General features: G+C 74.1%; 12 protein-coding genes, 2 pseudogenes and 1 riboswitch. Of the genes and pseudogenes, 9 read left to right on the top strand and 5 right to left on the bottom strand.

What is annotated here, in order from left to right; genetic code table 11:
* Nucleotides 1–45 precede the first annotated feature (45 nt).
* Entirely contained in the window at nt 46–903 is an 858-nt protein-coding gene (locus ABZ948_RS15440; RefSeq protein WP_359759730.1) for an EamA family transporter, read from the bottom strand.
* Between the two features lie 97 nt (nt 904–1,000).
* Between ABZ948_RS15440 and ABZ948_RS15435 the strand changes: the two genes are divergently transcribed.
* The gene (locus tag ABZ948_RS15435; protein ID WP_359759728.1) at nt 1,001–1,573 is read left to right on the top strand and encodes a helix-turn-helix domain-containing protein; all 573 of its coding nucleotides are present in this window, start codon (nt 1,001–1,003) and stop codon (nt 1,571–1,573) included.
* Between the two features lie 43 nt (nt 1,574–1,616).
* A complete protein-coding gene (locus ABZ948_RS15430; RefSeq protein WP_359759726.1) occupies nt 1,617–2,174 on the top strand; it encodes a YbaK/EbsC family protein in 558 nt (185 codons plus the stop codon).
* Between the two features lies 1 nt (nt 2,175).
* On the opposite strand, the gene ABZ948_RS15425 is transcribed toward ABZ948_RS15430, so the two are convergent.
* Nucleotides 2,176–3,246: a cation diffusion facilitator family transporter gene (locus ABZ948_RS15425; RefSeq protein ID WP_359759724.1), complete on the bottom strand. Its 1,071-nt coding sequence runs from the start codon at nt 3,244–3,246 to the stop codon at nt 2,176–2,178.
* 61 nt (nt 3,247–3,307) lie between these two features.
* Here ABZ948_RS15425 and ABZ948_RS15420 point away from each other — a divergent pair, with 61 nt between their 5' ends.
* A complete protein-coding gene (locus ABZ948_RS15420) occupies nt 3,308–3,667 on the top strand; it encodes an ArsR/SmtB family transcription factor (RefSeq protein WP_359759722.1) in 360 nt (119 codons plus the stop codon).
* Between the two features lie 60 nt (nt 3,668–3,727).
* On the opposite strand, the gene ABZ948_RS15415 is transcribed toward ABZ948_RS15420, so the two are convergent.
* The 3 genes from ABZ948_RS15415 to ABZ948_RS15405 all read right to left on the bottom strand — a co-directional run bounded on the left by ABZ948_RS15415 (nt 3,728) and on the right by ABZ948_RS15405 (nt 7,176).
* Complete coding sequence (locus tag ABZ948_RS15415) at nt 3,728–4,951, bottom strand: 4-hydroxybenzoate 3-monooxygenase (protein ID WP_359759720.1); 1,224 nt, start codon at nt 4,949–4,951, stop codon at nt 3,728–3,730.
* A 24-nt stretch (nt 4,952–4,975) separates the two neighbouring features.
* Nucleotides 4,976–6,616, bottom strand: coding sequence for an APC family permease (locus ABZ948_RS15410; protein ID WP_359759718.1), 1,641 nt, complete (start codon nt 6,614–6,616; stop codon nt 4,976–4,978).
* Between the two features lie 131 nt (nt 6,617–6,747).
* A complete protein-coding gene (locus ABZ948_RS15405; protein ID WP_359759716.1) occupies nt 6,748–7,176 on the bottom strand; it encodes a CoA-binding protein in 429 nt (142 codons plus the stop codon).
* A 94-nt stretch (nt 7,177–7,270) separates the two neighbouring features.
* Nucleotides 7,271–7,431, top strand: a riboswitch (cobalamin riboswitch).
* Nucleotides 7,432–7,515: 84 nt separating this feature from the next.
* Between ABZ948_RS15405 and ABZ948_RS15400 the strand changes: the two genes are divergently transcribed.
* The 6 genes and pseudogenes from ABZ948_RS15400 to ABZ948_RS15375 all read left to right on the top strand — a co-directional run bounded on the left by ABZ948_RS15400 (nt 7,516) and on the right by ABZ948_RS15375 (nt 12,120).
* Nucleotides 7,516–8,535, top strand: a complete 1,020-nt coding sequence (locus ABZ948_RS15400) for an ABC transporter substrate-binding protein (protein ID WP_359759714.1) — start codon at nt 7,516–7,518, stop codon at nt 8,533–8,535.
* Nucleotides 8,532–9,545, top strand: a complete 1,014-nt coding sequence (locus ABZ948_RS15395) for a FecCD family ABC transporter permease (protein ID WP_359759712.1) — start codon at nt 8,532–8,534, stop codon at nt 9,543–9,545. Before ABZ948_RS15400 ends, ABZ948_RS15395 begins: the two co-directional genes overlap by 4 nt.
* Entirely contained in the window at nt 9,542–10,345 is an 804-nt protein-coding gene (locus tag ABZ948_RS15390) for an ABC transporter ATP-binding protein (RefSeq protein ID WP_359759710.1), read from the top strand. The genes ABZ948_RS15395 and ABZ948_RS15390 overlap by 4 nt, the downstream gene beginning before the upstream one ends.
* A 120-nt stretch (nt 10,346–10,465) precedes the next feature.
* A pseudogene (locus ABZ948_RS15385) lies at nt 10,466–10,819 on the top strand (hypothetical protein); the annotation flags it as partial.
* Nucleotides 10,820–11,242: 423 nt separating this feature from the next.
* Nucleotides 11,243–11,581: pseudogene (locus tag ABZ948_RS15380) on the top strand (hypothetical protein); the annotation flags it as partial.
* Nucleotides 11,578–12,120 carry a SixA phosphatase family protein gene (locus tag ABZ948_RS15375; protein WP_359759708.1) on the top strand — a complete coding sequence of 181 codons (543 nt, stop codon included), beginning with the start codon at nt 11,578–11,580 and terminating at the stop codon, nt 12,118–12,120. The pseudogene ABZ948_RS15380 and the gene ABZ948_RS15375, both read left to right, overlap by 4 nt.
* Nucleotides 12,121–12,135: the final 15 nt, after the last annotated feature.

The following is a 12,135-nucleotide window of genomic DNA, read 5'->3' as shown; positions in this document are numbered from 1 at the left end:
GGTTCAGCCCGACAACCCCCGGGTTCAGCCCGACAGCCCCCGGGTTCAGCCCGACGCCAGCAGCACCGTCCCGACCAGGGCCAGTCCCGCCCCCGCCGCCTGCACCGCGCGGAGCCGTTCGCGCAGGACGCCGCGCGCGGCCACGGCCGTCACCACCGGGTAGAGGGAGGCGAGCACGGCGGCGACGGTGACCGGGCCGTGCTGCGCGGCGATCGAGTACGTGCCGTTCGCGGCGACGTCCGCCAGGCCGACGAAGGCGAGTGCGGGCAGGGAGCGCCACGGGAAGCCGTCCGCGGGCAGTGCGGGGGCCCCGCGCCGCACCGACACGTACAGAGCGAGTCCGCCGGCCGCCACGTTCGTCACCCGCTGCACGAACAGCGCGAGGAAGAGTCCCGTCAGCGTCGTCGACGCCTCGGCGATCAGCGCCATCACCGCGCCGAAGCCGAACGCCGCGAGGAGCGTCAGGACGACGGCCTGGCGCTGGACGGGCGCGCCGCGGAACTGCGGGCCGCCGGCGAGGCAGACACCGGCCACGGCGACCAGGATGCCGACGAACTGCAGCAGCCCGGGGCGCTCGCCCAGCACCAGGCCCACCCCGACGGGCACGGCCACGCCGATCGAGCCCAGCGGCGAGACCACGCCCATCGGCCCCAGCGCGAGCGCCTTGTAGAACGCCAGCATCGCCACCGGCCCGACGAGGCCCGCGGCCACCGCGAACCACAGCTGCGGTCCGGCCTCGCTCCAGCCGCCGGTCGCCACCACGACCGCGCCGAGCACGACCACCGCGATCGACTGCGAGACCACGACCACCGTCAGCGCGGGCGTGCGCCGGGTCAGCAGTCCGCCGCCGAAGTCGGCCAGCCCCCACAACAGGCTGGTGGCCAGGGCGAAGAGCGCTGTCATGGGGTGGATGCCTCGCAGTACAGTTCAGTGAACGATCGGGTCAACCACACCATAGTGCGTTCTGTTGCACTATGTCATACAGAATATTGGACGGAATGTGTCGGACCTCGACCTGCTGACCCAGTCCCTGGCGCGCAGCGTCAAGCACTGGCGCGCGGTGCGCGGCTTCACCCTGGACGTGCTCGCCGCCCGGGCGGGCGTCAGCCGCGGCATGCTCATCCAGATCGAGCAGGCCCGCACCAACCCCAGCCTCGGCACCGTCGTCAAGATCGGCGACGCCCTCGGCGTCAGCATCACCACCCTGCTCGACTACGAACAGGGCCCGAACGTCCACATCGTCCCCGCCGACCAGGCCGTACGGCTGTGGCACACCGACGCCGGCAGCTACAACCGGCTCCTCGCGGGCACGGAGGCGCCCGGCCCGCTGGAGATGTGGGACTGGCGGCTCATGCCCGGCGAGTCCAGCGCGTCCGACCCGCACCCCGCCGGCACGACCGAGCTGCTGCACGTCACGGCGGGGGAACTGACCCTCACCGTCGACGGGGTGGAGCACCGCGTCCCGGCGGGCGCGAGCGTCCACTTCGAGGCCAACGTCCCGCACACGTACGGCAACACGGGCGAGGTGCCGATGGAGATGGTCATGGCCGTCTCGGTGCCGCCCGTGCCCTGAGACGCCCGGCCCGGGGGCGGCCCCGAGTTGTTAGCGTGCGGTCATGCGCGCACCCATCGGACACTTCGGCGACGCCCGTCCCGCCCCCGACTGCCTCGGCGAACTCACCGGCCCGGTCGCCGACGCCGTACGCCACTGGGCGGGCAGCGTCCCCGCCGACCAGATCGTCTACGTCGACACCGAGCCGGAGTGGGCCGACACCGCGACGTTCCTGGAGCACTACGGCCCGGAACTGCTGGAGCAGTCGGCGAACTGCGTGGTGGTCGCGGGCAAGCGCGCCGGTGAGACCACGCTCGCCGCGTGCGTCGTGCTGTCCGCCACCCGGGTCGACGTGAACGGCGTCGTCCGCCGTCACCTCGGCGTCCGCAAGGCCTCGTTCGCCTCGATGGACACGGCGACCGGCGAGACCGGCATGGAGTACGGCGGGATCACCCCGCTCGGACTGCCCGGCGACTGGCCCGTCCTGGTGGACGCGGCCGTCACCGACCTGCCCTACGTCCTCGTCGGCAGCGGCCGGCGGCGCGGCAAGCTCCTGGTCCCGGGCAAGGCCTTCGCGGAACTGCCGGGCGCGGTGGTGCTGGAGGGGCTCGGAGTCGCCTGAGCTACGCCGCCGCGTGGTGGGCCAGCGGCAGATGCGGGTCGGCCTCGCCGGGGGACGGTTCCGGATCGGCGTGGACCAGGGCCGCGGTCAGCCGCGGTACGGCGTGCAGCAACGCGTGCTCGGCGTCGACGGCGATGCGGTGGGCCTCGCGCACCGTCGCCTCCCCGTCCACCACGACGGCCACCTCGGCGCGCAGCCGGTGCCCGATCCAGCGCAGTCGCAGCTCACCCACCCCGCGCACTCCCGGGACCTCGGACAGGGCCCGCTCGGCCCGGTCCACCAGGGCCGGGTCGACCGCGTCCAGCACCCGCCGGAACACCTCCCGGGCCGCGTCCCGCAGTACCAGGGCGATCGCCGCGGTGATCGCCAGGCCGACGATCGGGTCCGCCAGTTGCCACCCCAGCGCGGACCCGCCCGCGCCCAGCAGCACGGCCAGTGAGGTGAAACCGTCGGTGCGCGCGTGCAGCCCGTCGGCGACCAGCGCCGCCGAGCCGATCGCACGGCCGACCCGGATGCGGTAGCGGGCCACCCACTCGTTGCCCGCGAACCCCACGAGCGCGGCCACGGCGACCGCCGGGACGTGCGCGACCGGCCGCGGGTCGAGGAGGCGGTCGATCGCCGCCCACCCCGCGAAGGCCGCCGACGCGGCGATGGTCAGCACGATCACCAGACCCGCGAGATCCTCGGCCCGCCCGTAGCCGTACGTGAAGCGACGGGTCGCCGCGCGCCGGCCCAGCACGAAGGCGATCCCCAGCGGCACGGCGGTCAGCGCGTCCGCCGCGTTGTGCACCGTGTCCCCGAGCAGCGCCACCGAGCCGGAGACGGCCACCACGACCGCCTGCGCCAGCGCCGTCACGCCGAGCACGGCGAGCGAGACCCAGAGCGCCCGCATCCCGCGGGCCGAGGACTCCAGCGCGGAGTCGACCTTGTCGGCCGTCTCGTGCGAGTGCGGGGTGAGGAGGTGGGCCAGCCGATGGCGCAGGCCGTGCCGACGGCCGTGGGAGTGCTCGTGCCGGGGGTGCTCGTGCCGGGGGTGCTCGTGCCGGGAGTGCTCGTGCCGGTGGTCGCTCACGTGGATCCCCTTCCGGTGCGCGGAGTGGACGCGCGCACGCCCACGGCGCCATTATGTGCGTATGAGCGCACGCATGCACCTGTCATCTGCGCACGATGCGCACCCGCGCAACCCCGGCGAGGAGCAGTTCGCGCTCGCCGCGGAACTCCTCGCCCTGCTCGGCGACCGCACCCGGCTCGCCCTGCTGCACGCCCTGGCGGGGGGAGAGGCCGACGTCACGACCCTCACGGAGGCGTGCGGCGCCGCACGGCCGGCCGTCAGCCAGCACCTCGCGCGCCTGCGCCTCGCCGGTCTGGTGAACACGCGCAAGGAGGGCCGCCGGGTGATCTACTCACTCCGCGACGGCCATCTGCGCCGGCTCGTCGACGAGGCACTGAACGTGGCCGACCACCGGCTGAGCGACCGGCCTCCGCACGACTGAGGCCGAGCGACAGCACCCGGCACGACTGAGGCCGGGCGACAGCCCCCAGGCACGACTGGGTCAGTAGCGCGCGGCCGTCCCGAGGTACTGCTCGGCGAAGGCGGCCGCCGCCGCGCGCGAGGTGAACAGCCGGCGCAGCCGGGCCAGCGTGGTGCCCGCGCGGAACGGGTCGCCCGACGCCGTGCCGTGGTACACCTCCGACAGCCACTGCGAGAACTCCTGGTAGTCCCACACGCGCCGCAGACACGCCTGCGCGTAGCCGGCCAGGCCGCCTTCGTCACCCGTGGTCAGGCGGGCCACCAGGGCGTCGCCGAGCAGGAAGGCGTCGTGCAGGGCGAGGTTCATGCCCTTGGCGGCGATGGGCGCGACCAGATGGGCGGCGTCGCCCGCGAGGAAGAGCCGGCCGTGCACCATGGGCTCGACCACGTAGTCGTGCATGTCCAGCACGCGCTTCTCGATCAGCCGCCCCTCCGTCAGCGGCGGCACACCGGCCGCCCCGAGGCGCTCCTGCAGCTCCGCCCAGACGCGCTCGTGCGGCCAGTTCTCCGGGTCGTCGCCCGGCGGGCACTGGAGGTAGTAGCGGGTCACCTCCGGGCTGCGGGGCATCTGACCGGCGAACCCGCGCGCATGGCAGCCGAACAGCACGCAGTCCGCGGACGGCGGCGCCTCGGCGAGCAGCGCCAGCCAGCCGATGCCGTAGTCGTGCCGCGCGATCCGGACCCGCTCCGGCGGCAGCGAGGCCCGGGTCACCCCGCGCGCCCCGTCGCAGCCGGCGACGAAGTCGCAGTGCACGACCTGCCGTTCACCCGTGTCCGGGCAGAGGTACGACACCGAGGGCCGGTCGGTGCCCAGATCGTGCAGCCGTACGTCCCGGACGCCGAAGCGGATGTGGCCGCCGCGCACGTCGGCGTACTCGCGCACCAGGTCCGTCACCAGCAGCGGCTGCGGGTAGACGAAGTGGTGGCTGCCCGTCAGCTCGCCGTAGGGGAACCGGTACCGCTCCCCGTCGAAGCGGAACTCGCACGCCGTGTGCAGCTCGGCGCGGTCCAGCAGGTTCCGGGCGAGGCCCCGCTTCTCCAGGCCCCGCACGGCCCATTCCTCGATGACGCCGGCCCGGGGCCGCTGTTCGATGAACTCCCGCGTCTCCGTCTCCAGCACCAGGCAGTCCACCGAGGCGGCCCGCAGGATGTTGCCGGTGGTCAGCCCCGCGGGACCGGCGCCCACGACAACGACTGGGAAGCGTTGCGGGGCGCCGGAGTTCGCGGGTGGGGAGGCGTGGGTCATGCGGTCATTATGGAGGCGGGGGCGTCAGTGGGCGGGCACCTCCGTGACGGCCAGTTCCTCGATGCTCCGCTCGATCTCCTCGGGCCGGGACGCCGAGGCCCGTGCCCAGTAGTAGATCGCCAGCGAGAACACGGCGATGACCACCATGTCCCACCACAGCCCGATGTGCCCCTGGCCCCCGAATCCGCCCTGCCAGGAGATGACACCCATGCCCAGCAGGTAGACGGGCAGCCACTGTGCGGCCTTCCAGTCGAGCCGGGGCGCGTCCGGCAGGCCCCTGCGCGTGGCGTACCAGGCGTAACCGCCGAGCAGGACGTAACCGAGGACGATGGCCACCCCGAGCCGCCACAGCGTGTCCCAGGTGGACCAGTAGATGATGAGGTTGGCCACCACGAACGACAGCGGGGACAGGACCTTCCCGCCGGGCAGCCGGTAGGGGCGCCCGCGGTCCGGCAGCCGGTCGGCGAAGACCCCGTAGGCCAGCGGGGCGCCCGCGTACATCAGCACGCTCGCCGAGGTGATGAAGCTGACCAGCTGCTGCCAGCTCGGGAACGGCAGGAAGCAGACCACGCCGGTCACGAAGGAGACGACCAGCCCGAACCACGGCACACCGCGCGCGTCGGTGCGCGTGAAGATCTTCGGCGCGTAGCCGTTGCGGGCCAGGCCGTAGGAGATGCGGGAGGTGGCCGTCGTGTAGATCAGGCCGGTGCCGCCGGGGGAGACCACCGCGTCCAGGTACAGCACCACGCTCAGCCAGCCGAGCCCCAGCAGGGTGGCCAGACCCGCCCAGGGGCCGCTGATGCCGGGGTAGTCGAGCTTGGTCCAGCCGTGTGCGAACGACGCCAGGGGCAGGGCGGCGATGAAGACGACCTGGAGCAGGAGGTAGACGACCGCGCCGATGGCGACCGAGCCGATCGTCGCGCGCGGCAGGTCCCGCGCCGGGTCGCGGCTCTCGCCCGCGAGCTGGATCGCCTGCTCGAAGCCGAGCAGGGCGAAGATGATGCCGCTGGAACTGACGGCGCTCAGCACGCCGTGGGCGCCGAACGGGGCGAAGCCGTGCTCGGTGAAGTTGCCCGGGTGGAAGTTGCCGGCCGCGATGATGAAGATCGCTGCCAGCGGGACGGCCACCTTCCACCACGTGGCGGCGCTGTTGGTGTGCGCCAGGAGCCGCACACCGAGGAAGTTGATCACGACGAACACGGCCATGAGGACCACGGCGACGACGAACCCGGCGGCCGTCAGCGTCCCGTCCGCGGCGTGCTGGAAGCCCTGCGCCCAGTGCCAGTGCCCCGCGTACCCGATCATGGCCTCGACCTCGATCGGTGCCACCGTCGCGGCCTGGAGCCAGGAGAACCAGCCGAAGGACATGCCCGCCAGTCCGCCGAACGCGTAGTGCGGATAGCGGGCCGTGCCGCCCGCGACCGGGAACATGCCGCCCAGTTCCGCGTGCACCAGCGCCAGCAGCACGATCGCCACCGCGCCGATGAGCCAGGACAGGATCGCCGCGGGACCGGCCGCCACGACCGCCTTCTCGGCGCCGTACAGCCAACCGGATCCGATGATGGACCCGACCGACGCCCACATGAGCCCGATCAGTCCGACGTCCCTGCGCAGTCCGCCCGGGCTTCTGTCCACCCCCACTGCCACCTGGTCGACGCTTGCCATTCAAGGGGCCTCTCATCAACGAACTCGGAGAGTTCAGCGAGCAAGAGGCCTCAGGCTAGGAACCGGTCACCGGCGGCAGAAAGACGAGTTGTACGCCCTTGACCGGGCAGGGGCGTTTCCTGGCAATCGCTTCAGGAATCCGCTACGCGGCGATGGGGAAGTCGTGGGATCTCGATGGCCGGGCAGCGGTCCATCACCATCTCCAGGCCCGCCGCGCGAGTCCGGTCGTACGCCGCCTCGTCGACGACGCCGAGCTGGAACCACACGGCCTGCGCGCCCTTCGCGACCGCCTCGTCCGCGACGGCCCCGGCGAGGTCGCTGTTCACGAAGACGTCCACGACGTCCACGTCGAAGGGGATGTCCGCCAGGCTCGCGTACCCCTGCTCGCCGTGCACCGACTCCGCCTTCGGGTGCACGGGCACGACGCGCTTGCCGAAGCGCTGGAGCACCTCGGCGACGCCGTACGCCGCGCGCTGCCGGTTCGACGACAGGCCCACCACGGCCCAGGTGTCGCCGAGCTCGGTGAGGATCCTGCGGACCGTTGCCTCGTCGCCGTACACCGGCGGCCTCCTCGAACGTCGCGGAAGAACTGCTGCCCGCACAACGAAGCAGGGTGCGCGGTGATTCCCCGGCACCCCGTGATAGCTTGCCGAGGCCAGTCGAACCCATGTACGTGGGTCAGGGAATCCGGTGCGAATCCGGAACTGACGCGCAGCGGTGAGGGGGACGGGCGGGGCCTCGGCCACTGGACTGTCGTGCGGACGTCCGGGAAGGCGCCCCGATCCGGGTGAACCCGAGTCCGAAGACCTGCTGGCGGCCCCCGCGGCCGCGCGCGGCGGGGGAGCACCGTACGACCGGGCCCCGCGATCGGGCCCTCGACGCCTGAGGACTGGTTTTCCGTGCCCCTCGCCCGACCCGCCCGTGCCGCCGTGCTGCTCGCGGCCGGCTCCCTGCTCCTGACCGGCTGCGGCGACGCACGCCCCGCCCCCGCGAAGGCCGCCGCCGTCACCCTCGACAACTGCGGCCACGAGGTACGCGTCGCGGCCCCGCCCCGGCGCGCCGTCTCCCTCAACCAGGGCACCACCGAGATCCTGCTCTCCCTCGGCCTCGCCGACCGCCTCGCGGGCACGGCCACCTGGACCGACCCCGTGATGAAGGGGCTGGAGAAGGCCAACGCCCGGGTGCCGCGCATCGCCGACAACAACCCCTCCTTCGAACGGGTCCTGGACGAGGACCCCGACTTCGTCGCCGCGTCCTTCGTCTCCACCCTCGGCAAGGGCGGCGTCGCCACCCGCGAGCAGTTCGAGAAGCTCGGCGTGCCCACGTACGTCTCCCCGTCCGACTGCGCCGGCAAGGACAACTCGGGGGGCGGCGACGGCGCGCGCGACAAGGCGCTCGGCATCGACACCGTCTACGGCGAGGTGCGCGACCTCGCCGCCGTGTTCGGGGCGAAGCAACGCGGCGACGAGCTCGTGGCCTCCCTCCAGCGACGCATGAAGAAGGCCACCTCGGGCATCGACGCCTCCGACGTCACCCTCCTGTACTGGTTCGCCAACTCCGAGTCCCCCTACGTGGCGGGCTGTTGCGGAGCGCCCGGCATCATCACCCGGGCCCTCGGCGCGAACAACGTCTTCGACGACACGCACCAGGAGTGGCCGCAGGTCAACTGGGAGACGGTCGCCGACCGCGACCCGGACGTCCTCGTCATCGGCGACCTGACCCGCAGGTCGCAGACCGCCGAGTCCGCCGCGAAGAAGATCGCCTTCCTGGAGTCCGACCCGGCCACGAGGAACATGGACGCGGTCCGGCACAAGCGGTACGTGCTGCTCAGCGGGCAGGCCATGAACCCGACCATCCGCACCGTCGAGGGCGTGGAGCAGGTCGCCGCCGCGCTGCGCGCGTTCGGGCTCGCGAAGTGACCGCGCGCGCCCTGGGACTCGGCGCCGCGGGGACCCTGCTGCTGGTCGTCTCCCTGGCGCTGGCGATCACCATCGGCCCGGCCGACATCCGGGTCGCGGACGTCTGGTCCGTCGTAGCGGCCCACCTGGGGCTCGGCACCTCGGACCTGACGCCGATCCGGGACGGGATCGTCTGGCAGCTGCGGCTGCCGCGCACCCTCCTCGCGGCCGTGTGCGGGGCCGGACTCGCCGTCTGCGGGGCCGTCATGCAGTCGCTGCTGCGCAACCCGCTCGCCGACCCGTTCGTGCTCGGGGTGTCCTCGGGCGCCTCCACCGGCGCGGTCCTGGTCGTCGTGCTGGGCGTGGGCGGCGGGGTCGTCCCGGTGTCCGCCGGGGCGTTCGCCGGTGCCCTGCTCTCCTTCGCGCTCGTGCTGCTGCTCAGCCACACCCTCGGCGGCACCACCGACCGGGTCGTCCTGGCGGGCGTCGCCGCCATGCAGCTCTTCTCCGCGCTCACCTCCTTCATCGTGCTGACCGCCGCCGACGCCGAGACCACCAAGGGCGTGCTGTTCTGGCTGCTCGGCTCGCTCGGCGGCGCGGGCTGGACCGACGTCCGGCTCTGCCTGGCCGTCCTGGCGGTGGCACTCGTGGTGTGCCTGTCCCACGCCCGTACGCTCGACGCCTTCGCCTTCGGGCAGGACGCGGCGGCCGCCCTCGGGGTGTCCGTGGCCCGCACCCGCCTGGTGCTGCTGTGCGTCACGGCCCTGCTCACGGCCGCGCTCGTCAGCTCGGCCGGGGCGATCGGCTTCGTCGGGCTGGTCCTGCCGCACGCCGCCCGGGCCCTGGCCGGCCCCGGCCACGCCCGGCTGCTGCCGGTCACGGCCCTCGCCGGCGCGGTCTTCCTGGTGTGGGTCGACACCCTCGCCCGGACCGTCCTCGATCCCCAGGAGGTGCCGGTGGGAGTCGTGACGTCGCTGATCGGGGTGCCGGCGTTCGTGGCGGTGCTGTACCGGACGCGGAGGGCGCGATGAGCGAAGCGACCCGAGGGATCGCGCCGGAACCCGGGCTGCGCGCCGACCGGGTGTGCCGCCGGGCCGACGGGCGCCTCATCCTCGACGGCGTCGTCCTCGCGCCTGAGCCAGGCTCCACCGTCGGCGTCCTCGGACCCAACGGCTCCGGCAAGTCGACGCTGCTGCGGCTGCTGGCCGGGCTGCTCACCCCGACGGCCGGGGTCGTCACCCTCGACGGCACGCCGCTGGGCGGCCTGCCCCGCCGTACGGTCGCCCGCCGCCTCGCCGTCGTCGAGCAGCAGTCGGACCCGCAGGTCGAGTTGACCGTCGAGGACGTCGTACGGCTCGGCCGGGTGCCGCACCGCCGTGCCTGGACCCCCGCCTCGGCCGACGACGAGCGGGCCGTGCGGGCCGCGCTGGAGCGCACCGGCCTCGCCGACCGGGCCGGCCGGCTCTGGCACACCCTCTCGGGCGGCGAGCGCCAGCGGGCGCAGATCGCCCGCGCGCTCGCGCAGGAACCCCGCGAACTCCTCCTGGACGAGCCGACCAACCACCTCGACATCCACCACCAGCTCGACCTGCTCGCCCTGGTCAGGAGCCTGCCCGTCACCACCGTCGTCGCCCTGCACGACCTCAACCTCGCGGCGATGTACTGCGACCGGGTCGTCGTCCTGAGCGCGGGGCGGGTCGTGGCGAGCGGTGCTCCGGGTGACGTCCTCACCGAGGGGCTCATCGCGGAGGTGTACGGGGTGCGGGCGGCCGTCAGCCGCGACGGGCACGAGGGGCGGCCCCACGTGCGGTTCCTGGGGACGCTGGGGTGAGGGGCGGACGCCACCGCGACAGCGCCGTCCCGCACGCCCTTGGTGCGGCGATTTCGCCACGGTGACCGAAAAAAGCCGAGCGGGCCTGCGCGTATCCGTCCGCCCGCCTAGGCTCGCATCGTGCTGCGCATCATCGACGCCCGTACCGGCGAGCCGGTCGACGCCGCCCCCGCCCGCCGGGGACTGACCCGTGTCGAAGTCCACGCGTCCGACTCCGACACGACGGACCTGCGAGTGCTGCTCGTCGCGGACCTGCTCGTCCGGGCACTGGAGCTCGGCGGCACCCCCGTGTGGGCGATGCTGACCGGCGGACGCCGGCAGGCGGAGCTGCGGGCGACCGCCGCGACGCTCGGCATCCGCCCCCTCGAGGACAGCCCCGACGTCGGCGCGGGCCTGGGCGAGTCCCAGGTCATCCATGTCGCGGCGGAGGCCGGTGCACCACCGGACGGGGTACGGATCGCCGTCGCGCCCGTGCGACGGGGGAACCTGGGCGCGCGGGTCGGTGGGCCGGGGGGATCGGGCGCGCGGGTCGGTGGGCCGGGGGGATCGGGCGCGCCGGTCACCGGGTCGGGGGAATCGGGTGCTCCGGTGACCGGGCCGGGGGAATCGCGTGCGCCGGTCACCGGGTCGAGGGGACCCGGCGCGGGCGCCGGTGGGCCGGGAGCCCCCGGGGCGTCGGCCGGTGAGCGGCCGAGCGGGGGCGGCCCGGCCGGTGAACGGCCGGACACGGGCGGCCGGGCCGGGGGCTCACCGGAACCCGGGGAACCGGGCGCGAGGAGCGGAGAGCCGTCGCACGCCCGGCCGGCGGAACGAACCCCGTACGGCGGCCGGTCGGCGGAACGAACCCCGTACGGCGGCCGGTCGGCGACATCGACCGCCCCGCTGCAGACGGTCGCCGACCCCGCGGTCCTGCGTCTCGCCCTGCTCGCCCGGCACCACAGCGCTCCCGTCCGACTGGAGCCGGCCGGTCTCGACGACGCCGGTGTCACCCTCGCCCGCTGGCGGGGCGCTGTCGCCCGCTGGGCCCGGCGGCCCTCGCGGCCGGTGCCCGACGACGTGCGCGGGCGGCTGCGCGCGGCCTGGGAGGACGACCTGGACGTGCCCGGGGTGCTGGACGTCCTGCGCCACGTCGAGACCGCCCCGGACCTGCCGGACGGCGCCCGCTTCGAGACGTACGCCTACGCCGACCGGCTCCTCGGCCTCGAACTCACCCGCGACCTGGGAGCCCCGTCATGATCGAGCGTGCCGGAGCCGGCCCCCTGCGCCGACTGGTCGTGCTGCGGCACGCCAAGTCCGCCTGGCCCGTGGACGTCGCCGACCACGAACGCCCCCTCGCCCCGCGCGGACGCCGGGACGCCCCCGCCGCGGGCCGGGCCCTGGCCGAGGCCGACTGCCTGCCGGACCTCGCCCTGTGCTCCACCGCCGTACGCGCCCGCCGGACCTGGGACCTGGCCGCCGCCGAGTGGGGCACGCCCCCGCGGGTCCGGTTCGACCGGCGCCTGTACGCCGCCGCTGCCCCCGGCCTCCTGACCGTCGTGCACGAGGTGCCCGCCGAAGTGGAGACGCTGCTGCTCATCGGGCACAACCCGGGCCTGGAGGAACTGGTCCTGGCGCTCGCAGGCGACGGCCTCGACGACACCGTGGAGCAGGTCCGCACCAAGTTCCCCACTTCGGCGATCGCCGTCCTGTCCTGGCGCGGCACCACCTGGCGGGCCCTCGCCCCCGGCGCGGCGCTGCTCACGTCCGTGACCGTGCCCCGGGGTGCGAGGAAGTAGCCCCGGGGCCCGCGC

It is taken from the genome of Streptomyces olindensis, assembly GCF_040645895.1.
In the GTDB taxonomy this organism is placed as follows: domain Bacteria; phylum Actinomycetota; class Actinomycetes; order Streptomycetales; family Streptomycetaceae; genus Streptomyces; species Streptomyces olindensis.
This window is presented reverse-complemented; position numbering and strand designations above follow the sequence as displayed.

Coding starts and splice junctions, on each gene's coding strand:
- ABZ948_RS15410 (WP_359759718.1), bottom strand. CDS start 6,616: ATGGCAAGCGTCGACCAGGTGGCAGTGGGGGTGGACAGAAGCCCGGGC.
- ABZ948_RS15430 (WP_359759726.1), top strand. CDS start 1,617: ATGCGCGCACCCATCGGACACTTCGGCGACGCCCGTCCCGCCCCCGAC.
- ABZ948_RS15375 (WP_359759708.1), top strand. CDS start 11,578: ATGATCGAGCGTGCCGGAGCCGGCCCCCTGCGCCGACTGGTCGTGCTG.
- ABZ948_RS15420 (WP_359759722.1), top strand. CDS start 3,308: ATGAGCGCACGCATGCACCTGTCATCTGCGCACGATGCGCACCCGCGC.
- ABZ948_RS15440 (WP_359759730.1), bottom strand. CDS start 903: ATGACAGCGCTCTTCGCCCTGGCCACCAGCCTGTTGTGGGGGCTGGCC.
- ABZ948_RS15415 (WP_359759720.1), bottom strand. CDS start 4,951: ATGACCCACGCCTCCCCACCCGCGAACTCCGGCGCCCCGCAACGCTTC.
- ABZ948_RS15390 (WP_359759710.1), top strand. CDS start 9,542: ATGAGCGAAGCGACCCGAGGGATCGCGCCGGAACCCGGGCTGCGCGCC.